This window comes from Lamprocystis purpurea DSM 4197, assembly GCF_000379525.1.
Lineage (GTDB): Bacteria > Pseudomonadota > Gammaproteobacteria > Chromatiales > Chromatiaceae > Thiodictyon > Thiodictyon purpureum.
The window spans coordinates 125,905-149,235 of record NZ_KB902520.1 but is presented as its reverse complement, the minus strand read 5'-3'; the positions used below and the strand labels follow the sequence as shown (position 1 = coordinate 149,235).

The following is a 23,331-nucleotide window of genomic DNA, read 5'->3' as shown; positions in this document are numbered from 1 at the left end:
GATGCAACGGCGTCACAACGCACTTGGGCGTTTTTCGCTATTCTCACAGTCCAGCGGCACCAAGGCAGATACGCGATGACCAACGGCAACCCAGAACCGGTCAACAACCTCGTCTATTTTCTCGGACACGATGCCTCCACGCTCAAGGATTTGGGACGGCGGCTCAAGGAACAACAGTTAGCGCTTGCGCAATTCGAACATCCCGCGGAGTTGGCCGCGGCGGCACTCGAACGGCTGCCGGCGGTGCTGATCCTCGAGCTGGAAATGCTGCCCCAAGACGGCGACATCGCCGACTTCTTGACGAATCTGCTCGGCACGGCGACCCCTGGCCCGGCCCTGATCTGTATTGCCGAATCCGATGGGATGGACGCGCGGCTGCGATCCGTGCGCGCCGGAGCCAAGGCGTTCTTCGTCGCGCCGCCGGACCCCGCCGAGTTGGCCGCCAAGACGCTGCAAGCCTATGGCAGCGGCGGTCGCGAACCCTTGCGCATCTTGATCGTCGAGGACGAGCAGTCCCAAGCGACCTATGTCGCCATGCTGCTGACCAAAGCCGGGATGACGGTGCGCACCCTCGGCGAACCACTGTCGATCCTGAACGTTCTGGCCGAGTTTCGCCCGGACCTGATCCTCATGGACCTCTATATGCCGCAAGCCAGCGGCGCAGAACTGACCGCGATCATCCGCGACCACGACCAGTTCTATGACACGCCGATCCTGATGGTCTCCAACGAGACCGACGCCGACAAGCAGATCGCCGCCTTACTGGCCGGTAGCGACGGATTCATTACCAAACCCGTCAACAGTCAACGTCTGATCGCGTTCATCGAGCATCGTATCCGGATGGCCCGCTGGCTGCCCGAACGCCGGGCGGTCATTGCGAAACGTGGTGCCCCCACCCGCCTGCTGGACAAAGATTTCTTCATTCGCACCCTGGAGCGTTGGGTGCGTGACAGCGCCGCCGGCGGACCCGGCTCGGGCGTCCTGATCATCGAGCTGGACTCACCGCAACAACTCATCGATCGACTGGGACTCTCCGGGTTCGACAAGCTCTTGGCCCAAATCGAGCAACTGCTCGGTCGCCAACTGGCCGGGAACGACGTCGTGACCCGCTATGGCGAGTTCAGCTACGGGGTTCTCACGCAACGCAAAGACCAGGCCGCACTGGTCGGGCTGGGCGAAAAACTGCGCCGGATCACCGCCGACTCCAGCCTGACGCCGAGCCTGGCCAACGTCGTGACCACGGCCAGCGTCGGCATCGGCCTGTTCCAACCGCCCCCGGAGGACGCCCTGGCACTGCTCGCCCGCGCCGAGCGGGCGTGCGCCAAGGCGCGCCAGAACGGCGGTGCCCGCGTGGAGATCTGGGCGCCCCAGGAAGGGCGGTCAGAGGATCGGATCAAGACATTGATCGAGCACGCCCTCACGTCCGAGGGCTTCGTGCTCCTGTTTCAGCCCATTGTCGCCCTGGGCAAAGTGGAGGGTACCTATTTCGAAGCCCAACTGCGCCTGCGCTCCCCCGACGGGGAACTGCTGCCGCCCCGCGAGTTCTTCCCGATCGCCGAGCATCACGGCCTGATGACGGCTATCGATCGCTGGGTCATGGAATACGCCTTGGATACGCTCCGCGACCACCGGATCCGTCACCCCGAGCTGCGCATCCTCGTTCATCAGACCATGGACACCTTACGATCGAGAGAATGGCTGCCCTGGCTTCGTGAGCAACTGATCAGCCGTGACCTGAAACGGATTCGCCCGGTCCTGCAGTTTCAGTTGCGCGATGTGCGCACCTCGATCGAGATCGCCAAGGTCTTGTTCGGGATCCTGCGCAAAGCGGGCATCCACATCTGTCTGGGCAATGTCACCAACTCACCTTCGGAGATCGCACTCGTCGGACAACTGGGGGCAGCGTTGGTTAAACTGTCGATCAACACCCTGGCTCAAACCAACAGCCAAGACCTCACGGCACTGGTCGAGCAACTGCATGAGCAGAAGGCTTTGGTGGTCGCGACCGGGATCGAGGACCAGCAAACCGTCACCCTGGTTTGGAGCTGCCGCGCCGATTTCATCCAGGGCAACTATATACAAATGGCGCGTGATGACATCAACGTCAGCCTCTCCGCCTGACCAGGGATCCGACACATGACAGACGGACCTCGATCAAGATTCCAGCCACTTGGGCTCGCCGGGTGCGTAGTCAGGCCATCCTGGCCTGACACCCTCAGGGCTGGAAGCCCTGACTACGCACGCCGCTGGCCGGGATTACGATCAAGGCCGACGGACGGACCCGATGACACCCGCCGACAGCTGTGGTCGCATTCATCATGACGCAACCGCTATCGAAGCACGATCTGATCGCACTGGTGGACCAGTTACTCCTGGAGCAGGGCCGGCTCGACCCGCTGGAGTTGCTGATCGCCTGCGACCTGCTGGCCTACGCCGACTACGAGGCCTGGCGGCTCGGCCTGACGGCCCACCTGGAAGGCGTGCTGCGCGTCCCGGCGAACGCGGCCAGCGATCTGCTGGCACAGGCGAGCCGCTACGCCGGCGCGCAGGGCCTGGTTGCCGAATCACTGGTGCATCTTGCCTGGGGCGCGGCGCCGCGGATGCTCTCGATTGGTCAGCATACCCAACTGGCACAGGGCTGCGCGCACGCTTATGTGCGGCCGGCCAACCGTATTCAACTGGATCTCTTCCAGGACAATCAATTCCAGATCCTGGAGGATGCGGTGCGCGCCGCATTGGCCGGCCGCCGCATCGACGCCGCCCACACCGCCCTGACCCGGCTGATGGCCCTGGACCCGAAACATGCCAAGCTGCCGCGCTATCTGCGCCTCATCCAGGCGGTGGAGGACCTCCCCTCCCGTACTCCCGCGGAGCGCTTGCCGGAACTGGAAGCCTTGGAGCCCGAAGCCCAGGCGCTGCTCGGACATCGTGCACGCGACCTCCTGGCCCCGCTGTGGGTGACCCTGGCGGAAGATCTGGCAACGCATCCGTTCGACCCCGCCGCGCCCCGGTTACACGCAAGCACCGCCTGGGCGCGGGCCGGGCGCTTCGCGCAGGCCCGCCAAGCCCTGGAAGCGGATCCCGACTGGCAGCGCCGGCCGCACCACCGCATCGACCATGCGCGGGCCTGTCGGCGCACGGGTGACCTGGCCGCCGCCTGCCGGGATTGGGCTGTCCTGTGCTGGGAACACCCCGCGGAGGCCGCGCGAACGCTGAGCGCCGCGGAGCTGCCGGACCCCCGGATGAGCCAGTTCTGGCGCCAATTCAACGACACGGACCTGGATTTGACGACCTCGCTCTTCCCCGCTTGGCTCCTGATCGCGGACCCCGGCACCGCCGCCGCGGTCCCGCCCGAGCTGGCCCCCGCCGACCCCGCGGGTGACGCCTACCGCGCGCTGCACCACCTAGTCACCGGCGACGACCCCGGCATCCAGCAACGCAAGGTCCTGGCCGCGCGCAGCCCGGAGCTTCTGAAACTCTACCTGGCCGGGATCGAGAATAAGATCCGTGGCTGATTTCGGCTGCGCTATTCAGGGCAATCCTAAATTGCGTTGTCGTTGTCGTAATCGGATAAAACGATGCAAGTTTGGCATGAGGGCTTTGATCGTAATCCCGGCCAGCGGCGTGCGTAGTCAGGGCTTCCAGCCCTGACGGTGTCAGGCCAGGATGGCCTGACTACGCACCCGGCGAGCCCAAGTGGCCGGAATCTTGATCGAGGCCGCCATGAGCAGCCCGCTGTCTGTCGTGCTTCAATTGTTTAGACAGCCTGGGCTTGCCGCCAAGGGCTTGAAAGGCTCCGATCGCCACGCACGGGGCCAACGCATCCTCGCTGGGATCATCAACTCGATTACGACAACGACAACGACAACGATTGGGTTCGTGTCTAGCAGCCTGTCGGACTTTAGGCGATTTCCGAATAAGACGCTATCAAGAATCAAGCTCCGTAGGAGCCCGCTTGCGGGCGACGTGACCTGCCGGAATCGCGTCATTGTGCCCCACCCGTCGCCCGCAAGCGGGCTCCTACGGGTTGGATTTTTCGCGGAAATCACCTTACGTTAGATTGTGGAGTAACAAAAAGCCTTTATGTTGACTCATACCCTAATCCTAGGGGCTAAGTCCGACAGGCTGCTAGGCGATTTCCGTCAAGTCCTGTATCACAAGCGCCCCAGATACCGGCGACCACCCAACCGTGGAATCTGATCGGCGATCCAGGCGGCCCGGCGTTGCAGGCGCACCGAAGGCCGCTCCAGCCGGAAGGCCGACGGCGCCGGCAACACGGCGGCGAGCAGGGCCGCCTCGTTCAGTGTGATCGCCTCGACCGGCCGATTGAAATAGCGCGTGCTGGCCGCGCCCACCCCATAGGTACTGGGACTGAACTGGACGATATTGAGATAAACCTCCAAAATGCGCTGCTTGGACCAAAGCACTTCGATCAGGGCCGTGAACCAGGCCTCCAGTCCTTTGCGTACCCAACTGCGCCCCGGCCACAGAAACAGATTCTTGGCCGTCTGCTGAGTGATGGTACTGGCGCCCCGCAGCCCCCGGCCCTGGCGCCATAACGCCAGCGAGGCACGGATTTCGACCGGATCGAACCCGTGGTGATCGGCAAAGCGCTGATCCTCCGCCGCAATGACGGCCAGCGGCAGCACCGGCGGGATCTGCCGCCAACTGACCCAGGTATGGTAATACGCCGGCGCCTGCCGATCGTTACGCCAGGCGGCCAGGGCCTGACGCACCATGAACGAGGACACCGGCGGGTCGACCCAGCGCAGCGCCCCGACGATCAGTGCGGAGAGCAGGGCCAGGGCACCCAGGACCCGCGGCACCAGAAACAGCAGCCAGGCCGCGACCCGGCGCGACCCGGTCCCCAGCCCAAGCCGCCACTGCGCGGGAACGATCGGCGCTGCGACACCTGGACCCGCAAGGCGCTCCGGCGCAGGTGCCGGGACCTGGGTCTGCGGATCAACCATCAGCACTGTCGCTCCAGGAGTAACGCGAGTGCCGCCTCGGTCATGGGCTGGTGGAACAGGAACCCTTGGGCCAAGGTACAGCCGCGCGCCATCAACTCGATCCGCTGCGCCTCGGTCTCCACACCCTCCGCCACCACCGCAACCCCGAGGGCGCGCGCAACACCAATCACCGCGGTGGCGATGGCCTGGTCGTCGGGATCATCGGCAATGCCGTCGACGAAGCTGCGGTCGATCTTCAGCCCATCGATAGGGTAGCGTTTCAGATAAGTCAAGGACGAGTACCCGGTACCGAAGTCATCCACGTAGATTTTGACGCCCTGATCCCGCAGGCTGTGCAGGATGGCCGTGGTACTTTCACTGCCCTCCATGATGGCGCCCTCGGTGATTTCGATACCGATCAAGCCTGGGCTCACCCCATGAATCTCGGCCTGGGTCCCGAGACAGGCCGCCAGGTCCGCACTGCGGAAGTGCAGGGGGGAGATATTGACGAACACGGGCACGGCGGTCAGTCCCGCATCCACCCATCGCCGCAGGGTCGCGAAGGTGCGCCGCACCACCCAATCGGTGACTTTGATGATCAGCCCGGACTGCTCCGCCACCGCGATGAAATGGGCCGGCGGAACCTCACCCAGCGGTCCGTCGGTCCAGCGGATCAGCGCCTCGACGCTGATGATACGGCCGCTCGCCAGGTCCACTTCCGGTTGAAACAACAGCGTGAACTGGTCCTCCTGCAACGCCAGGCGAATCCCGGTTTCGATCGCCATGCGCTGCTCGCCGTGGAGCTTCATCTCCACCGAGAAGAACTGGAGCTGGTTCTTTCCCCGCTCCTTGGCCTTGTACATGGCGGTGTCCGCGTTCTTGAGCAGGGTCTCGCTGTCTTGTCCGTCGTCCGGGAAGCTGCTGACCCCCAGGCTGGCGGTGACGAAGACATCACGCCCCTGGACCCGGTAGGACGCCGACAGGAAGTCGAGGATGCGCTTACCCATGGCGGCGACCAGGTCCGTGTCGGCGTCCTCCAGCATCAGGATGAACTCGTCGCCGCCCAGCCGCGCCACCGTATCCTCGCCACGCACGCAGGAACCGATGCGTTGCGCCGCCTCGCGCAGCAGCTCGTCGCCGGCGGCGTGTCCCAGGTTGTCGTTGATGACCTTGAAGTTGTCCAGATCAACGAAGACGACATGCAGTTGCTCGCCGCGGTGGGCGGCGCGGGCGATGGCGTGCTTGACCCGGTCGTTGAACAGGTTACGGTTGGGCAGACCCGTCAGCTCGTCGTGGGTCGCCAGGTGCTCGATCCGTTCATGAGAGGCTTTGATCGCACTGATATCGCTGAAGATGCCGACATAGTTGCGCACCGCCCCCTGTTCGTCACGGACCGCGCTGATGGTCAGCCACTCCGGGATCAGTTGGCCGTCTTTGCGATGGTTCCAGATTTCGCCCTGCCAGATACCGCACCCGCGCAAGTCCGCCCACATCGCGGCGTAGAACTCCGGCGAATGGCGGCCGGACTTGAGGATGGCGCAGGTGCTGCCGAGGACCTCGTCCGCGGCATACCCGGTGATGCGGGTGAATGACTCATTGACCGAAATCAGAATGCCCTCGGCATCGGTCACACAGATGCCCTCGCCCGCCGAATGGAAGACATTGGCGGCGAGCCGCAGGCCCTCTTGCGCGGCACGCTGTTCGCTGATGTCCGCGGCCTGGGTACAAACGGCGGTCACGTTGCCGTCGGGATCCTTCAACGGGAAACGGGTGACCCGCAAATAATAGAGACGCTCACCGCGCGCCAGGGTCTCGTCGCGATCGACCGGACACCGGCGCCGCATCACCTCGAAGTCGCCCTCACGCAGCCGATCGGCCAGTTCCGCGTCGAACAACTGGTAATCGGTGCGACCGCGCACCTGCTCCAGGGTCAGACCGAAAAAGCTCAGGAACCGGTTATTGGCGAACTCGTAACGCCCGGCCGCGTCCTTCACCGCAAACAGCGAGGTCGCGTTGTCCATGACCTCTAGGAGTCGGCCCTGCAACTCGCGCGCCTGGCGTTCGGCACGTGCGGTCTCGGTCTGGTCCGCAAGCCCCACGACCACCCCGCGCAAGGCGCCCAGGTGGTCGCTGTAGGTGACGATGTGCAGCAGATAATCGGTGGCACCGTCGGTCAGCGGGCGGTTGAGCGGTTCACCGTCATGCAGCACCTGCTCGGTCGCCGCCGGCAACCCGGCGAAGACCGGCGGCAGCTTGAGGTTGGCGAAGGGCCGCCCGCGGCTGGCCGGACTCAAACCCAGGACCCGCTGGGCGGCGACATTGAAGCGGGTGACCTGGAGCTGCGGGTCCAGCACCAGCAGCGGGAACTCCACCGCGTTCTGAACACTCTCGAAATCCGAATTGAGACTCGAGAGCTCGGCCGACTTGACCAGCATTTCTTGATTGACGGTCACCAGCTCTTCGTTGCTGGCCTGCAGCTCCTCGTTGGACGCTTCCAGCTCCTCGTTGCTGGCCTGCAACTCCTCATTGGCGGCCTGGACCTCCTCGTTCAGCGCCTGCATTTCCTCGTTGCTGGTTTCCAGCTCCTCGATCACCGTCTGCAGGTGCTCGCGAGTCGCGATCAGTTCGTCCTCCAGCACCCGTTCGCTGGAAGTGGAGGCATTACCGCGCGTCCCCGGACGCCGCGTCGCCTCGCCGGGCTCGAAGCTGACCAGGAACATTTCCTCCGGTTCATGCGGCCGATGAGGATAGACCGCCAGCCGCACCAGCCCGGCGCGGCCGGGGGCGACCCGGCGCTGGCGGCCCTTCGCCAACTTGCGCTTGGTCCGGGAATAATGGACCAGAGTCAGGAGTTCCATGCGCAACTCCTTGCCGAGCATGTTGGGAAATTCGAGCTGAGGCGTGCCCTCCGGCAGTTGGATATAGGTCTTGAGGTCGCCGAAGGTATGGATCACATACAGCCGGGTGTCCAGCAGGACCGAGGGCGGCAGATAGGCCGCGAAAGCGAGCTGATTGAAGATGGCGTTGATCGTCACCCGCGGTTCGGTCAACTGACGGCCGCTGATCGCCGCCAACCGGGTGTTCAGGGCACGGGCGACATGGGTTCGGGCGCCGCGTCCACGCGGACGGAACAGGCGCGCCTTGGGGTCCACCGGCTCGAACAGGGTCTCTTGTTGGGAGATGTTCTCCGAGCGGCCAAGGAACAGGAGCCCATGGTCGGCCAGGGCGTAGTTCATCACCGACAACACCTTGGCCTGAAGCTCCGATGAAAAATAGATCAGCAGGTTGCGGCAGGAAATGAGGTCGAGGCGCAGGAACGGCGGGTCCAGCACCAAATCCTGACGGGCAAACACCACCAGATCGCGCACCTGCTTGACGATCTCGTACTGATCGCCCACCGGCATGAAATAGCGCGCGACCAACTCAGCCGACAACTCACCCAGCGCGGCGGACGGAAAGGTGGCGCGGCGCGCCATGTTGAGCGCGTCCACATCGATGTCGGTCGCGAAGATCTGGATATTGAGGTGGCGCAGCCCCTCGCCCAGCAACTCGGCCAGGATGATGGCGATGGTGTAGGCTTCCTCGCCGGTGGCACAGCCCGGCACCCAGACCCGCAACTCCGAGCCCTGGGGTTTTTCCTCGAGGATGCTCTTGAGATGCGCCTCCAGACGCCCGAAGGCCTCCGCGTCGCGAAAGAACGAGGTGACCGAGATCAGGATGTCCTTGGCCAGGCTCTCCAACTCCTCCGGGCGCGCCACCGCCAGATCCAGATATTCCTCCAGCGTATCGACGCGGTTGGTGGCCATCCGCCGCCGCACCCGCCGCCACAGCGTGGTCTCTTTGTAGCCGCTGAAATCGATCTTGGTGAAGCGCCGCACCTCCAGCAGCAGTCGGCCGAACCGCTGGGTGTCGGTCACGTCCGGCGGGGTCGCGGGCGCCGCCGGCGCACGCTGCACGAACTGAGCGATCTCGTGAGCGATCGTATGGGGCGGCAGAATATAGTCCACCGCCACCGTGTTGATCGCCGCCTGCGGCATGCTCGCGTACTTGGCGGTGTCCGGCGACTGGGCAAAGGTCATGCCCCCATTGGCCTTGATCGCGCGAATGCCCACCGCGCCATCGCTGCCGGTGCCGGACAGGACCACGCCGATGGCGTATTCCCCCTTCTCGTCCGCCAGTGACTTCAGGAACAGATTGGCCGAGGGCTTGGGAGCCACATCGGGACGGGGCTCGACCAGCGCGAAGACCCCGTTGCGCAGCAACAGATTCCACTTGGGCGGGCCGATGTAGATGACCCCGGGCAACGGCACCTCCCCGTCCTCCACGGCCTTGACCCGCATCGCGGTCTCGCGCCCGATCAGCTCCACCATCATGCTGCGGTAATGCGGCGAGAGGTGCTGGACGATGGCAAAGGTGCAGTTGAGCCCCGCCGGCAAGGCCCCGACCAATAAGGTCAGGGCCTCCAGTCCGCCGGCGGAGGCACCGATCCCGGCAATATAGTGCGGCTTCTGCTCCGGCTGGGCGGGGGCCTCGTCGGTGTAGTGGGTCGGCGCTGCGTCGGCGTCCATCATGCCTCACAAGGGCTCATGTCAACCTCCGCAAGGATGCGATACACCTGACCGAAGACCGCGCGAGCACCGACGATCGACTGCTCGGACACGACAAATTGCGCCATCGCAAGGCCCTCCAAGGCACCACTGAAACCCTTCCAGGCAGCAGCGGCCTGGTCCCCGTGAAAGTCCAGAAAGGACGCGCCGATCAACTGCCCGCCCAACTGACGACGCAACTGGCGAACGATCAGGCGGCCGCCCAGCGTCGCTCCCTCCAGCACGTAGAGCCCACCCAAAGCGGTGCCCAGCGAGCCGGGGGTGCCGTCGGCAGGGGTCACGACCACCATGGGCACCTTGGCGGGTACACTCAGTCCGTTCACTTCGAGATCCGCGCATAGCGCCGGATACTTGGGTCGCACGCCAAGTGCTGCAACCCACTGTCGCGAGAGACCGGCCGTCAGAGCGGCAAACAAGCCGGGTTCCAGGCCGCCATAGACCAGCGCCATCGCGCTGAGATAGCGGCGGTAATCCGCCAGGTCGGCGGCCGCCGCGGTCAGTCGGGTCATGACCGGTAACCGCTCCACCGCCTGATGGAGGTCGGCCGTCGCCGACCGTAAGGCCCCGACCAGACCGGGCGCATCCTTGGGCGGGAAAGGCTTGAGAGATTTCTGCATGGATCAACGCAACATCAGACTGATTTGCTCAAGTTTATCATCCGACACGGACCGATCGCATCACGGCCGGGCGCGCCAAACCCATCCAAGTTCGATCCGGCGCGGCGCATGACGACCGCCGGCCGGCGTCCGCGGGTCAGATGACCTCCAACTCCCGAACCGCGGCCTGGAGCTGCGGCTCCTCGTCCAGCGCACCCTCCCAGAAACGAAAGACGCGCGCAGCGGCGCCCTCCCCCAGGGTCAATTCGGCCATGAAACCGGGAGCACCCGCTGGGGCCGGATGGTCCCGTGACGGGCCCAGAGGTGCCAGCACCGCGGCCAGACGCTCCTGTTGAACCTTGTCCAACGTACCGTGACGGGGCTTATGACTGGTGTGGTCACCGCTGTTGACCACAAAAGCACCGCCGCTGCCGACCGTGATCTCCAGCATATAGTCGTCGTCACCGACGACCCGATAATGCACAGGTAAGGATGACATGAACTTGAGCCCCGCTTCGGTTGACTACTCTAGGTGACGCAGAGCATACGAAGGATAGCGACACTTGTGAACCACTGCTTCGTGACAGGCCGCGGAGACGGCCCGATCGGCTCAGTGCTGAAGGATCTTGGACAGGAACAACTGGGCGCGTTCCGCACGCGGCGTCCCGAAAAAGTCGTCCTTGGATGCGTCCTCGACGATCCGGCCGTGGTCCATGAAGATCACCCGATCCGCCACCTTGCGGGCAAACCCCATTTCATGGGTCACACACATCATCGTCATGCCCTCGGTCGCCAGTTCGACCATGACATCCAACACCTCGTTGACCATCTCCGGATCGAGCGCGGACGTCGGTTCGTCGAACAGCATGCAGATCGGGTCCATCGCCAGGGCGCGGGCAATCGCCACGCGCTGCTGCTGCCCGCCGGAGAGCGCGCCCGGAAACTTGGACGCCTGTGCCTTGAGCCCAACCCGGTCGAGCATGGCCAGCCCGCGCGCCAGTGCCTCTGCGGTCGAGCGGCCGAGCACCTTGATCTGAGCGATGGTCAGGTTATCGGTGACGCTCATGTGCGGAAACAGCTCGAAGTTCTGGAAGACCATACCGACGTGCGCCCGCAGTTTGGACAGATTGGTCGTCGGATCCGCGAGCGCGGTGCCGTTGACGACGATCCGGCCCTGCTGTATGGCTTCGAGGCCATTGACGCAGCGGATCAGCGTGCTCTTGCCCGACCCCGAGGGACCGCACACCACCACCACCTCGCCCTCAGTGACGTGCGTGCTGCAGTCGGTCAGGACCTGAAAATCGCCATACCACTTCGACACGTTTTCGATCTGGATCATGCTCATGTGGAGTACTTCTTCTGCAATTGCCATACCAGCAGCGAGGCGCCGAAACAGAGGATGAAATAGACCGCGCCGGCAAACAACAGTAGTTCCACCAGTCGACCATCGCGATCACCGACCTTATAGGCGGCGCCGAAGAAATCCGCCAGTCCGATCACATACACCAGCGAGGTATCCTGGAACAGAATGATCGCCTGGGTCAGCAACAGCGGCACCATGTTACGAAACGCCTGCGGCAGCACCACCAAACGCATAGTCAGATGGTAGGGCATCCCAAGCGCAAACGCCGCGTCGACCTGACCCTTGGGCACACTCTGTACGCCGGCGCGAATGATCTCGGCATAATAGGCGGACTCGAACAGGGCGAAGGCGACCAGGGCCGAGATCATGCGGATATCGCTGCTTTGAGAAACACCGAACCAGCGCTGCAACAGCGTCGGTACGATCAGATAGAACCACAGGATCACCATGACCAGCGGCACCGCGCGGAACAGATTCACATAGGCGGCGGCCAGCCACGCCAGCGGACGGTTACCCGACAAACGCGCCAGGGCCAGCACGGTGCCCCACAGGATGCCGATCAGAATCGCGGTCGCGGTGATCTCCAGGGTGATCAGCATCCCGTCGGCAAGGATCGGCAGCGCACCGGGAATGGAAGTCCAGTCGAATTCCTCCATCACTTGCTCCCAATATAGCCCGGTACGCGGGTTCGCCGCTCCAGCAGGCGCATCCCGAACATCACCAGCACATTGATGAGCACATAGAGCACGGTGACCGCGATGAAGGCCTCATACGCCTGCGCGGTGTAATCGACCAGTTGCTGACTCTGCCGCGACAACTCGATCAGCCCGATCGTCGACGCCACCGCCGAATTCTTGAAGACGTTGAGAAACTCCGAGGTGAGCGGCGGCAGGATCAGACGCAGCGCCATCGGCAGCAGAACATAGCGGTAGGTCTGGGGCAGGGTCAGACCGAGCGCCAGCCCGGCATTGCGCTGTCCGCGCGGCAGCGACGCGATCCCCGCGCGCACCTGCTCGCAGACCCGCGCCGCGGTGAAACAACCCAGACACAGCAAGGCTGCGAAGAATTGCTGCGCCAGCGGGTCGGTCTGCTTGAGCGCATCGCCTAAGGTTGTCGGCAGCAGTTCGGGCAGCACGAAATACCAGATGAACAACTGCACCAGCAGCGGCACATTGCGAAAGACCTCGACGTAGGCCGCGGCACTGCCGGCCAGCAGACGGTTGGGCACAGTGCGCAGCACGCCCAGCCCGATGCCGAGCACCAGCGCCATGATCCAGGCCCCGAGTGACAGCGTCAGGGTCCACTGCAGCCCATCGAGCAGCCAGCCGAGATAGGTCGATTCACCCGATGGCGTCGGGCTGAGAAAGATATCCCAATTCCAATTATAGCTCATGGAAAATCCAGACGCTGTAAGGAGTCAAAAATAGGTTAAACAACAAATTCAATCGTTGTCGTTGTCGTAATCGGAAAAGCGATTCTAATTGGAAATGATCTGGATCCCCCCGCTCCAGCGTCGCGTCACCGGCCGCTGGAGCGGCCGGACGGCATTCCCACGCTGGAGCGTGGGAACGAGAAAGAATCTTACTGCAGCGCCCGGTCGTTGGGGTTGCGATACAACTCGACCATCTCCGCCGAGAGCGGAAAATTCAGGTTCAAGCCCTTGGGTGGAATCGGGCTTTCAAACCACTTGGCATAGAGCTTCTGGGCCTCGCCGCTGGTCATGAGTCCGGCAATGGTCGTATCCACCAGTGTCTTGAACGCGGGATCATCCTTGCGCAGCACGCACCCATAGGCTTCCGAGGATTGCGGGATGCCGACCACCACCCAATCGCCGGGGCGCTTGGCCTTGGCTAATTCGCCATAGAGGAGCGCGTCATCCATCATGAAGGCAGCAGCGCGGCCGGTTTCCAGCGTCAGGAACGACTCGCCGTGATCCTTGGCCGAGATGATCTTCATGTTCAACTGTTTGTCTTCGTTGAGCTTGCGCAGCAGCCGCTCGGACGTGGTACCGGCGGTGGTCACGACATTCTTACCGGCGAGGTCACTGAAGTCCTGGATGCCGGACGCTTTCTTGGTCAACAAGCGCGTGCCGACGACAAAGATCGTGGTGGAGAAGCCGACTTGCTTCTGCCGCTCGGTGTTATTGGTGGTCGATCCGCACTCCAGATCGACGGTCCCGTTCTGAATCAGCGGAATCCGATTTTGCGAGGTGACCGGGTTGAGTCTGACCTGAAGGTCCCGCAGTTGCAGTTCACGTTTGATCGCATCCACGACCCGCAAAGCGATGTCCTGCGAGTAGCCGATCACCCGCTGCTGATCATCGTAGTAAGAGAACGGGATCGAGGATTCGCGGTGACCCAAAGTGATCGAACCCGCATCCTTGACCTTCTCCAGCGTGTCGGCGGGCACCTGAACCGCACCAACCAGCAGCACACCACCGAACACAAGGGGCGAGAGACGGGGAAGTTTCATGACTTGGCTCCGGTCAGGCTAAAATCGGGTCGCAAACAGGTGCGCCTAGCATAACAGCGGACCCTGACAAGAACCCATCCTCGCCGTAGGGCGAGTCTGACCACCCGCGGAGGGCCGCATCGTGAAATATATCGTCCTGCAGACCGGTGACCGCGAATGCCCGATCCTCTTCCCCAAGGAATTTTCCCATCGCTACATGGCGGACCTGTTCGCCCCCATGCCGGTCGTGGCCGCCGGTTTTGTCCGCGAGGCGCAGGATGGCATCCGTTGCGGGGGTGAGAGCGGCGGCCTGCGGATCTCGTCCAGAAACGGGCTGGACGCGGCGCTGATCCGCGGAGCCTTGGGGGACGACTGAACGGCCGCGGACGGTCCGCAAGAACCGCGGTCTGTAGGGTCCGCAGTGCGGACCGACGACCGCGCAGATCGCGAAGCGGCCGAGTTTATAGCGTTCGCACCCGATATCCAGACAGACCTTCGTGTAGGGGCGGGCTTAAAACCCGCCCCTACGTCCGGTTATCACGTCCGAAGGCGATATGACCAAGGCGCCGCAACCCGACCGACTGCGACAGCAGCCGTTTCAACAGCATTAGAATTTGATGTTGACGCCGGCATAAAGGGTGCGGCCCGGCCCCGGCACCGGGGTGCCCCACTGAGGTTGATTTGGTGCCGGCGGGATAGTCATGGTCGTACCCTGGCCGACATAGGCGCCACCCAGCGGCAGGTCGTAGGAGCGGTCAAACAGGTTTTCGATACCGACCTCCACACTCCAGGTCTTTCGCTCATAGCGGCTGCGCAGATGAGCGAGCCCATAGCCCGCGGTCTGCATTTCATTACGCACTTGAGAGATCTCGTTCTTAGCGTCCACGAACTCACCCTCCAGGGTATTGCGCCAGTGGCCGATCTCCTGAACGAGAGCGAGCTTCGCGTTCAGCGGCATCATGTTATAGAGGTTATCCCCGGTATCCTGATTTTCACCTTTGATGTAACTCGCCGCGACCTGGGCCGTGAAATCGCCAACACTGGTGCCGCGTGCCACCAGGTAGTGCGCCGAGAGGTCCAGACCGTAGAGCACGGCCGATTGGTTGAAATACTTGAGCACGGTAAAATTATCGACCACCGGCGCTATGCGGGGAGCATTGAGTGTCGAGTCCCACTGTACGGCGTCGATGTAGTCCTGCACATAAGTATAGTAAGGTGTTACCGTGATACCCCATTGCGCCTCGTTGGCATCGTGCCAGTCCGCGGTGAGGCTGAGGATGCCGGCGACTTCCGGTTGCAGCTCCAGGTTTCCCACATATCCATTGCCGTCGCCGACGAAGTTATTCATGAAGGCGGCCATCTGCCAGGTCGACCAGGTATAGCGCTCATAGAGATTGGGCGAGCGTGTCTTTTGAGCAAGGCCCATCTGATAGGTCTGGTTGGCGTCAGGGGTGAAACGGGCGAGCCAGGAAAAATCCCAATTATTGTCCGTCTGTTCGCGTGACTGAGCGTTGAAGAGCGCCGCATCACGGGTCTGGTTACCCAGACCGCCGACCCCGCTGGTCGGGTAGGTATCAAGATTGTAGCCGTGCACCGGGTCGGCATCCATGGCGACGTTTTCAAAGCGCAGACCCACGATATGCATCCAACGGTTCTTGCGAATCTCCCACTCGCCGAAGACGGCAAAGCGGTCGCGTTTGCCATCATTGATATTCCAGAAGACATAAGGCCACATGCCGGCGCCGGAGGGATCCCACCAATCGTCCAGGCGATAATTCTGGTACTCGACGCCCACGCGTAACAGGTCGCTCTTGACCAGCGGAATGTCGGCGCTGACCGTGACACCGGTATTCTTGCCGTCGGTAGCCATCGGCATGCCGGCGGCACAACCTACCATCATGCCCTTGATCACGCTGACGCCGGAGATCGGCGCGCAAGGCGTCCCGTTGAGCGCGGCATCGCCCCCGGAGCCGCTCGGCGGATTCCCGGGGCCATACCAAAACCGCTTGTCATCACCAAAATCCATTTCGTGCTGCGTATGTTCGTAGTAGGCCCGCGCCTTCAGCGTGGCCCAATCGTGGTTGCCCGTGTAGGCCAAGTTGAATTGGTCGCTCAGATTATCCGTCATGTCCATCCGCTGGTTCGGATAGTTTTCATAGGGAATATGCTGGTTGGCGTAGGTGAAATTCAGCAGATTGTCGTCGTTTTTCCAGGCGAACCTGACGGATTGGTTGATGGCCTCATAGGCGGTGGAGCCCACCTCATCCAACGGCAGGGTGTGTCCGACCCGACCCGTGAAGTGATAGTCCTTAAAATCGCCGCCGGCCTTGTAGTTGTCCGACTGAGCATAGGCGCCGGCGTAATGAAAGCTTAAATTCTCGGTGGCGAATGTACCGGAGAGGTTACCTCCCCAGCTATCCCCATTGCTGCGATAAAAAGTGCCGGCGTCACCCGTCGCGAGAGACTGATCGGGATTCGCAAAGACAGGGGCTGCCGACTCCACCAGGATACTGCCGCCGATGCTGTCGCCGCCCACGCTCACCGGCGTCACACCGGAATAGACTTGTATGCGATCGACCGCCGTCGGATCGATGGAGGACAACGGGGAGTTCATGTGGTTCGGACAGGCCGCGACGAGGTCCATGCCATTCACCTTGGTCCGCAGGCGATCATCCGCCAGTCCGCGGATAACCGGCAGGCTGGACACCCCCCCGGCGCCGTAGACGCTCACACCAGGAATGCCCACGAGCAGGCTGGCGGTGTCGCTGGTGCGGGCGCGCTTACGCGCGATCTCGGCGGTGCTCAGGGTCGTAGAACCGGAGCTGAGCGGGACATCCTGGGGCGCCGTGACAAGGACTTCGCCCAGCGTGGCGGTAGTATCCGCTGCCACGCCCGGCATAGCGTAAAGGGCAAGAAATGCGGCACAGGATTTCAGACGCAACTGCATGTGTTCAGACTCCTTCATGACCGGAACGCCGCCCGACGGCAGGATAGCGCGGAAAAAGCCTGAAGATACCTCAGCAGTCGAATGCCATGGTGGAAATTTTAGATATTCCTGATTTAGATTAGAAGCATATGCGTTATATACCGCAACACATGGGTGAAATGCCGCGACAGCGCGGGGCTCGTCACCACGCTCCAGAGATTATGAAAGTATTCGCCAACACCGCGGCGAAGCCGCGTGCGGGACCGCCGGCAGCCTGCCGGCCCGCCGCCGTCAGGCGGCATTCAGAACCGATGATAGCCTGATAAGGCGTTGAAAATAGATAAAGAACCCAGCGCGTCGCACCGGAGTCGACAGATTGTCGGCGGTCCCAGTCGCCGCCTTGCGGCGGCGGATTGGCTGCTGCGGCGAATACTTGCCCAATCTCAGCCGCGTGGAGAATGCCGTCCGACCGCTCCAGCGGCCGGCGGCGCCACGCAACGGCTTGCGCGTTGCGACATGCTCCGACGCGTGCTGCCGGAAAGCCATGTCCAACTCGCCATGTGGTAGCCGGTTCCATTAGAGTGGGGGCCTGTATCCCCTCCTCCGCTCGCCACCCCCAGACTCGGCACCGCACGCATGAATGAGCAGAAGTCACGTGATCCGGATGCCCTGCATCGCCACCTGCACGACGTACAGGATCTGCTGTCGCGTCACCGGCTGGTCGAGACTCTGGTCCAGCGCCAACACATGCCGCATCAGGATCTGGTGGAATCGATTTCCTCCAGGCAGGAGCTGGCGCGGCTGAGGCGCAAGCTCGATCGCCTGCATCCCGCGGACATCGCCGAGATCCTCGAAGCGCTGCCGCTCGATGACCGCCGCTTCATCTGGGACCTGGTGCGCGCGGACAAGGATGGCGAGATTCTGCTGGAGGTCTCGGATGCGGTCCGCGCCACCCTGATCGAGCGCATGGACCCCGAGGAGCTCAAAGCCGCCGCGGAAACGCTGGACGCGGACGAACTGGCCGACCTGGCTCCCGACCTGCCGCCGGAGGTGATGCAGGATGTCTTCGATTCGCTCGACCAGGAGGAACAGGAGCAGGTCCGGGCCGCGATGTCCTATCCGGAGGGGACGGTCGGTGCCCTGATGGACTTCGATATGGTCACCGTGCGCGAGGACGTGACCCTGGAGGTGGTGCTGCGCTACCTGCGCCGGTTCGAAGCCTTGCCCGATCACACCGACAAGCTGTTCGTCATCGACCGTGAGGAGCGTTTGCGCGGCATCCTGACCCTGGAGTCCCTGCTCATCAATGAGCAAGACCTGCTGGTCTCCACGGTCATGAAGGGGAAGTCGCTGATCACCCTGGCCCCGGAGGACGACGCCGGAGACGCTGCCAAGGCGTTCGAACGCTACGACCTGATTTCCGTGCCGGTGATCGACGCGGAGCGGCGGGTGCTTGGCCGCGTCACGGTGGCCGACATGGTCGACCAGATCCGCGAGGAGTCCGAAGCGGAAATCCTGAGCAGCGCGGGTCTGCGCGAAGAGGAAGACATCTTCGCACCTGTGATTCGCTCGGTGCAGAATCGCTGGGCCTGGCTGGCGATCAATTTGATCACGGCCTTTGCGGCCTCGCGGGTGATCGACCTGTTCGAGGGTTCGATCGAAAAGCTGGTGGCCCTAGCGGCACTCATGCCGATCGTTGCCGGCATTGGCGGCAATGCCGGCAATCAAACCATTACCATGATCGTGCGGGCGATCGCCATGGGCCGGGTCGACCCCAGTGCCATGTGGCGGCTGCTGGCCAAGGAACTGGGCGTCGCCATGCTCAACGGCATCGTCTGGGGCGGCGTGGTCGGGCTCCTGGTCTGGTGGCTCTACCAGAACCCCTACCTGGGTCTGGTGATGAGCGGCGCCATGACGCTCAACCTGCTGTTGGCCGCGACCGCCGGGGTCTTGATCCCGCTGATCCGCCAGCGGCTTGGCCGCGATCCGGCGCTCGGCAGCTCGGTGCTGGTCACCGCGCTGACCGATTCCGGCGGATTCTTCATCTTCCTGGGACTCGCGACCCTGTTCCTGCTCTAAACCGCGCCCAACGCGGTATGCGATGTTTTTGGATAAGATCGGCCCCGGCAGACTTGACGATTGCTGGAGCCGGCGCGGTTTACAGATTTAAAAAAGATACATTTTAAGACGCGGTTTAGCCATCGCGTATGAAATCCACACGAGGCATTCCGATGCATCCATTGACTACTACTATCTGGTTTGGGGTGATTTTTCTCTTCGTCTCATCCGGGGGCCGGGCGGCAGAACCGCCGGCCAAACCCTGGGGTCTGTCGATCGAGGCGCTGGGCGCCCACCAATTCAGCGCGGATCTCGATGGCGGCGGCACCGTCGCGATGGATGAAACGGCGCTGCGCATCGGCGTCTCCCGGCGCCTGACGCCCAGTCTGCGGCTCGGACTGAACCTGGGTTACGTTGAGCTCGCGTACGACTTCGCGGCCGGTGCGCAGGAACTCGCCGCCGCCGCGCCCTGGTCGAATATCCGCAGCGCCCAGGCGGGGGTCAGCCTGAACGCTCGCCTGGGGGACCGGTGGACCCTGTTCGTTCTGCCGAGCATGCGCTGGGCCGCGGAGGACGGGGCCGCGCTGGAGGACGGGGCGTTCGGCGGCGTGCTGGCCGCCGCCAGTTACCGGGTCAGTGATCGCCTGACCATCGGTCCGGGGTTCGGCGCCTTTTCCAAGATCGAGGGTGACGCCAGCCTGTTCCCGATCCTCGCGGTGGACTGGAAAATAACCGACACCCTGAGCCTGAACACCGGCGGCGGTCTTGCGGCCAGCCGCGGACCCGGCCTGGCCCTGGAATGGCGGCCCGCGGACGCCTGGACCCTCAGTCTGGGCGCGCGTTACGAGAACGAGCGCTTTCGCCTGAACGACCAGGGCCCGGCTCCCAACGGCGTGGGCCAGGACAGATCCATTCCGGTCTACCTGGGCGTCGTGCGCACCCTCGGGCGCTTCGTCAACCTGAGCCTGATCGCCGGGGCCAAGACGGCGGGCAACCTGCGACTGGAGAATGCTCAGGGCGACACACTGGCGGATGCGGACTACGCCACGGCCCCCTTTGCGGGCGTAACGCTGAAGGTGCGCTTTTAGGAGCGAGCCAGGAAACGTCGATCCGCCTCTTTCTCGATGAGCTTGGCAAGACACTTGCGCAGTTTCGGGATTGCCATGAGCGCATGAAGACTGCGCTTGCGGCAGCCCTTGACAACCGTGGACGGGTCGAAATAGGCCTTGGCGTTGCCGACCGTGAGCACGAATGGCGGGTGACCTTCCCGACACAGCAGGCAACTCATCACCAGGGCCCCGGTACGATGGTTTCCCTCGATGAAGAGTTGGGGCGCCGAAAGCATCTGAATATAGGCACCGGCCGCGCGCCGCCAGACGCTCTTGCCGCGCTGGTCGGCCATGGCATTCATGAAGGCGCGCGCGCCGCCGGTGTTGGTGTCATCGTAATAGCGCTGCTCGGTTTCGCGCGCGTGCCGGGCACATTCCTCATAGGCCAGATCGCGGGTTCCGCAAAGCACCAGGTAATTGAGCTGCAAAAGATGTTTGGAGTTGCCGAGCGCGAATGGGTCCAGATCCGCCGCGAGCAGCGAGTCGACATACTCATAACCCGCCAACAGGTTTTCCAGCACCTCGTCCCGCAGCGGGTCGCGCGGACTGTCCAGGGTGGCATTGATCTGCGCGAAGTCCCGCTGCACCGCGCGCAGGGATGACTCGATCTCGGGAAGATTCAGCCGCGGTTTCGCCAAAGTTCGCTCCTTGGGAGTGGTCCATCAAACGTCAAACGGCGCGCGAAAAGACCCGCTGAAATCCAAGGCGTCAGCCTTGGGCTCCCGCGCGGGCAACCCTGCGCCATGTCGCTTCGCCCTACCCACGGCCGCATTCTAACTGAAGTTGAGGGCTGACCCACCAATCCACCAGCATGCCGACGCCGTGACCGGCCTTGATCGCCGCTCCGGCCACGGGACATCGTAGGGTGGACAAGCGCAGCGCAGTCCACCAGCAACGGCGCGGGATTCGGTGGACTGCGCTATCGCTTGTCCACCCTACGGCCGGAACGATGATCAACGCCCGCAAGCGGGCTCCTACGGAGCTTGATTCTTGATAGCGTCTAATGCGGAAATCGCCTAAAGTCCGACAGGCTGCCAGGGGCGGGTTTCAAACCCGCCCCGACACCAAGGCTCTGTCCGGATATCAGGTACGTAGGCTATATGGCAGCCGACGAGCGGACGGTCGGCGAAAGGATACCAAGTCTGCCCGTCGGCCTGACCGCTTCCGTCACCCAGTGGTCCGCTCGGCGTCTCCCGCCAGGAAGGCCCGCGCCTCGTCGGCCGACTCGAAGATGTGCGGCGCGAGACCGCGCGCAGCCAGGTCGGTCCCTAGCTTGGTACGCATGAAGACACTGCTGGTATAGCGACTGACGCTGCGGTAGTAGCGGTTTACGGCTTCCTGCACCATGTTCAGGTAATCATCCTCCAGGTCGCGGTCGACCTCGAAGCCCTCGTAATTGACCACTGCGCACACTTTGTGCCCGATTGGTTCGCAGATATCGGCAATGAGATCACGGATGACGCCGATCGTCGCGTGGTCCCTCACCTCCAGTCGCTCGAAGTTGACAAACAGCGTGTCTTTGGCCGGGTCGTAGACGAGCCGCGCCGGCAGGGGCAGATCGACCAACGCGCCGCGCAGCCCCATCGGCTGAGGCAGGAAGAGCCGGGCGTCCATGGGCTGCGGATTGTGGATGATGGGCACGAACTCCATCCGCGCCAGGATGTCACGCTCCAAGTCAACGCCGGGAGCGATCTCGGTCAGTTCCAATCCCTGCGCGGTCAGCCGGAAGACGCAGCGTTCGGTGATATACAGGGGCTCACGGCCGCGGCTGACGGCATAGGCTCCGGAGAAGGTGCGTTGCTCCACGGTGCTGACGAACTTGCACCCCGGGCCATCGCGCTCGATCCGCAGTTGCCCGTCGGCAAAGGAGAGCCCGAGTCTGCCGGCGGTGAACGTGCCGACGAAGACGACCTGACGGGCACTCTGGCTGATGTTGATGAAGCCGCCGGCCCCGGCGAGGTGACTGCCGAACTTCGAGACGTTGACGTTACCCGCCCGGTCGACCTGGGCGAGCCCGAGGAAGGCCAGGTCCAGTCCGCCGCCGTCATAGAAATCGAACTGATAGGGCTGATCGATGATGGCCGCGGCGTTGGTCGCCGCCCCGAAATCCAGGCCACCGGCCGGGACGCCGCCGATGACTCCCGGCTCCGCCGTCAGGGTCATCATATCCAGGATGCGCTCCTCGTTGGCAACGGCGGCAATCCCTTCCGGCATTCCGATCCCCAGGTTCACCACGGCATTGGGCCGCAGTTCCATCGCGGCGCGCCGTGCGATCACCTTGCGCTCGGACATGCTCATGGCCGCCACGGCGTCCAGCGGCAACCGCACCTCAGCGGCGAAGGCCGGGTTATGGGCACTGGCAAAGGTCTGCATATGGTTCTCGGGACGCGCGACCACGATGCAGTCGACCAGGATGCCCGGGATTTTGACTTGCCTGGGGTTGAGTGACCCACGCTCGGCCACCCGCTCCACCTGCACGATCACGAGCCCGCCGCTGTTGTGGGCGGCCATCGCCAGCGCGAGTGATTCCAGGGTCAGGGCCTCACGCTCCATGGTGATGTTGCCGTCGGGGTCCGCCGTGGTCCCGCGGACAATGGCCACGTCGATCGGAAACGTTTTGTAGAAGAGATACTCCTCGGCGCCGATCTGCATCAGTTCCACCAGGTCCTCGGTGGTGCGCGCATTGAGCTTGCCGCCGCCGAAACGCGGGTCGACGAAGGTTCCCAGGCCGACGCGCGAGAGGTGCCCGGGCTTGTCGGCGGCGATGTCGCGAAACAACTGTGAGATGACGCCCTGCGGGAGGTTGTAAGCCTCGATCTGGTTGTCGACCGCCAGTTGCTGGAGCTTGGGGACCTTCCCCCAATGGCCGCCGATGATCCGCCTGACCAGGCCGATGGGGGCCAGGTGGTTGAGGCCGCGCGCGTCACCGTCGCCCTGACCGGCGGCATAGACCAGGGTCAGGTCGCGCGGGCACGTGGTGTCACTGGCATCGTCCGCGTGCGCCAGGTAGAGGTCCTGGAGGGCGATCTCGATCTCCTCGGGGACGCCGATGCCGACGAAACCGCCAGTGGCGACGGTGTCGCCCGGACGGATCAGGCGGACCGCTTCGGCAGCGGTTACCAACTTGCCACGCTCGGTGCTGTGGTGGCGGGTCCGGTCAGGGCGCACTGGGGATCTCCTCTGCTGCGTTGGAGCGGTGTCGGCGCCGCGTGGTCCGGGGCCGGTGGCGTGCGCGGGAGGGCGACCCGAAGGCCGTCCTTCCGGCGATGCGG

General features: G+C 63.4%; 16 protein-coding genes. 5 read left to right on the top strand and 11 right to left on the bottom strand.

Features of this window, described 5'->3' with window-relative positions:
• Nucleotides 1–75: 75 nt before the first annotated feature.
• Nucleotides 76–2,121, top strand: coding sequence for an EAL domain-containing protein (locus A39O_RS0122105; RefSeq protein ID WP_020506847.1), 2,046 nt, complete (start codon nucleotides 76–78; stop codon nucleotides 2,119–2,121).
• Nucleotides 2,122–2,318: 197 nt separating this feature from the next.
• Nucleotides 2,319–3,515: a hypothetical protein gene (locus A39O_RS0122100; protein ID WP_020506846.1), complete on the top strand. Its 1,197-nt coding sequence runs from the start codon at nucleotides 2,319–2,321 to the stop codon at nucleotides 3,513–3,515.
• 639 nt (nucleotides 3,516–4,154) lie between these two features.
• Here A39O_RS0122100 and mtgA read toward each other — a convergent pair.
• The 8 genes from mtgA to A39O_RS0122060 all read right to left on the bottom strand — a co-directional run bounded on the left by mtgA (nucleotide 4,155) and on the right by A39O_RS0122060 (nucleotide 13,987).
• Nucleotides 4,155–4,970 (bottom strand): monofunctional biosynthetic peptidoglycan transglycosylase, encoded by an 816-nt coding sequence (gene mtgA, locus A39O_RS0122095; protein ID WP_157640324.1) that lies wholly within the window; start codon nucleotides 4,968–4,970, stop codon nucleotides 4,155–4,157.
• On the bottom strand, nucleotides 4,970–9,517 hold the full coding sequence (locus A39O_RS0122090; protein ID WP_169338473.1) for an EAL domain-containing protein: 4,548 nt from the start codon (nucleotides 9,515–9,517) through the stop codon (nucleotides 4,970–4,972). Before A39O_RS0122090 ends, mtgA begins: the two co-directional genes overlap by 1 nt.
• Nucleotides 9,517–10,173 carry a biliverdin-producing heme oxygenase gene (locus A39O_RS34615; protein WP_020506843.1) on the bottom strand — a complete coding sequence of 219 codons (657 nt, stop codon included), beginning with the start codon at nucleotides 10,171–10,173 and terminating at the stop codon, nucleotides 9,517–9,519. Before A39O_RS34615 ends, A39O_RS0122090 begins: the two co-directional genes overlap by 1 nt.
• 136 nt (nucleotides 10,174–10,309) lie before the next feature.
• Nucleotides 10,310–10,651, bottom strand: a complete 342-nt coding sequence (locus A39O_RS0122080) for a hypothetical protein (protein WP_083924830.1) — start codon at nucleotides 10,649–10,651, stop codon at nucleotides 10,310–10,312.
• A gap of 111 nt (nucleotides 10,652–10,762) precedes the next feature.
• Complete coding sequence (locus A39O_RS0122075) at nucleotides 10,763–11,497, bottom strand: ATP-binding cassette domain-containing protein (protein WP_020506841.1); 735 nt, start codon at nucleotides 11,495–11,497, stop codon at nucleotides 10,763–10,765.
• Nucleotides 11,494–12,171, bottom strand: a complete 678-nt coding sequence (gene gltK, locus A39O_RS0122070; protein ID WP_020506840.1) for a glutamate/aspartate ABC transporter permease GltK — start codon at nucleotides 12,169–12,171, stop codon at nucleotides 11,494–11,496. The genes A39O_RS0122075 and gltK overlap by 4 nt, the downstream gene beginning before the upstream one ends.
• On the bottom strand, nucleotides 12,171–12,908 hold the full coding sequence (locus A39O_RS0122065) for an amino acid ABC transporter permease (protein WP_020506839.1): 738 nt from the start codon (nucleotides 12,906–12,908) through the stop codon (nucleotides 12,171–12,173). The genes gltK and A39O_RS0122065 overlap by 1 nt, the downstream gene beginning before the upstream one ends.
• Before the next feature lie 188 nt (nucleotides 12,909–13,096).
• Complete coding sequence (locus tag A39O_RS0122060) at nucleotides 13,097–13,987, bottom strand: glutamate/aspartate ABC transporter substrate-binding protein (protein ID WP_020506838.1); 891 nt, start codon at nucleotides 13,985–13,987, stop codon at nucleotides 13,097–13,099.
• A 121-nt stretch (nucleotides 13,988–14,108) separates the two neighbouring features.
• On the opposite strand from A39O_RS0122060, the gene A39O_RS0122055 reads away from it, so the two are divergent.
• The gene (locus tag A39O_RS0122055; protein WP_020506837.1) at nucleotides 14,109–14,342 is read left to right on the top strand and encodes a hypothetical protein; all 234 of its coding nucleotides are present in this window, start codon (nucleotides 14,109–14,111) and stop codon (nucleotides 14,340–14,342) included.
• 231 nt (nucleotides 14,343–14,573) lie between these two features.
• Here A39O_RS0122055 and A39O_RS0122045 read toward each other — a convergent pair whose 3' ends face one another.
• Nucleotides 14,574–16,931 (bottom strand): TonB-dependent receptor, encoded by a 2,358-nt coding sequence (locus tag A39O_RS0122045; protein WP_211211672.1) that lies wholly within the window; start codon nucleotides 16,929–16,931, stop codon nucleotides 14,574–14,576.
• Nucleotides 16,932–17,528: 597 nt separating this feature from the next.
• On the opposite strand from A39O_RS0122045, the gene mgtE reads away from it, so the two are divergent.
• Nucleotides 17,529–18,971 carry a magnesium transporter gene (gene mgtE, locus A39O_RS0122040; RefSeq protein ID WP_020506835.1) on the top strand — a complete coding sequence of 481 codons (1,443 nt, stop codon included), beginning with the start codon at nucleotides 17,529–17,531 and terminating at the stop codon, nucleotides 18,969–18,971.
• Between the two features lie 152 nt (nucleotides 18,972–19,123).
• The gene (locus A39O_RS0122035; protein ID WP_157640323.1) at nucleotides 19,124–20,038 is read left to right on the top strand and encodes a TonB-dependent receptor; all 915 of its coding nucleotides are present in this window, start codon (nucleotides 19,124–19,126) and stop codon (nucleotides 20,036–20,038) included.
• Here A39O_RS0122035 and A39O_RS0122030 read toward each other — a convergent pair.
• Both A39O_RS0122030 and A39O_RS0122025 read right to left on the bottom strand, forming a co-directional pair.
• Nucleotides 20,035–20,697: a hypothetical protein gene (locus A39O_RS0122030; RefSeq protein ID WP_020506833.1), complete on the bottom strand. Its 663-nt coding sequence runs from the start codon at nucleotides 20,695–20,697 to the stop codon at nucleotides 20,035–20,037. The two genes, A39O_RS0122035 and A39O_RS0122030, sit on opposite strands and share 4 nt — an antisense overlap.
• Nucleotides 20,698–21,226: 529 nt before the next feature.
• On the bottom strand, nucleotides 21,227–23,227 hold the full coding sequence (locus A39O_RS0122025) for an acyl CoA:acetate/3-ketoacid CoA transferase (RefSeq protein ID WP_020506832.1): 2,001 nt from the start codon (nucleotides 23,225–23,227) through the stop codon (nucleotides 21,227–21,229).
• Nucleotides 23,228–23,331: the final 104 nt, after the last annotated feature.

What these genes read in the sequence shown, in the direction of transcription:
- A39O_RS0122100 (WP_020506846.1), top strand. Translation starts at nt 2,319, where the DNA reads ATGACGCAACCGCTATCGAAGCACGATCTGATCGCACTGGTGGACCAG.
- A39O_RS0122090 (WP_169338473.1), bottom strand. Translation starts at nt 9,517, where the DNA reads ATGGACGCCGACGCAGCGCCGACCCACTACACCGACGAGGCCCCCGCC.
- gltK (WP_020506840.1), bottom strand. Translation starts at nt 12,171, where the DNA reads ATGGAGGAATTCGACTGGACTTCCATTCCCGGTGCGCTGCCGATCCTT.
- A39O_RS0122035 (WP_157640323.1), top strand. Translation starts at nt 19,124, where the DNA reads ATGCATCCATTGACTACTACTATCTGGTTTGGGGTGATTTTTCTCTTC.
- A39O_RS0122065 (WP_020506839.1), bottom strand. Translation starts at nt 12,908, where the DNA reads ATGAGCTATAATTGGAATTGGGATATCTTTCTCAGCCCGACGCCATCG.
- mtgA (WP_157640324.1), bottom strand. Translation starts at nt 4,970, where the DNA reads ATGGTTGATCCGCAGACCCAGGTCCCGGCACCTGCGCCGGAGCGCCTT.
- A39O_RS0122080 (WP_083924830.1), bottom strand. Translation starts at nt 10,651, where the DNA reads ATGTCATCCTTACCTGTGCATTATCGGGTCGTCGGTGACGACGACTAT.
- mgtE (WP_020506835.1), top strand. Translation starts at nt 17,529, where the DNA reads ATGAATGAGCAGAAGTCACGTGATCCGGATGCCCTGCATCGCCACCTG.
- A39O_RS34615 (WP_020506843.1), bottom strand. Translation starts at nt 10,173, where the DNA reads ATGCAGAAATCTCTCAAGCCTTTCCCGCCCAAGGATGCGCCCGGTCTG.
- A39O_RS0122060 (WP_020506838.1), bottom strand. Translation starts at nt 13,987, where the DNA reads ATGAAACTTCCCCGTCTCTCGCCCCTTGTGTTCGGTGGTGTGCTGCTG.
- A39O_RS0122075 (WP_020506841.1), bottom strand. Translation starts at nt 11,497, where the DNA reads ATGAGCATGATCCAGATCGAAAACGTGTCGAAGTGGTATGGCGATTTT.
- A39O_RS0122105 (WP_020506847.1), top strand. Translation starts at nt 76, where the DNA reads ATGACCAACGGCAACCCAGAACCGGTCAACAACCTCGTCTATTTTCTC.
- A39O_RS0122045 (WP_211211672.1), bottom strand. Translation starts at nt 16,931, where the DNA reads ATGAAGGAGTCTGAACACATGCAGTTGCGTCTGAAATCCTGTGCCGCA.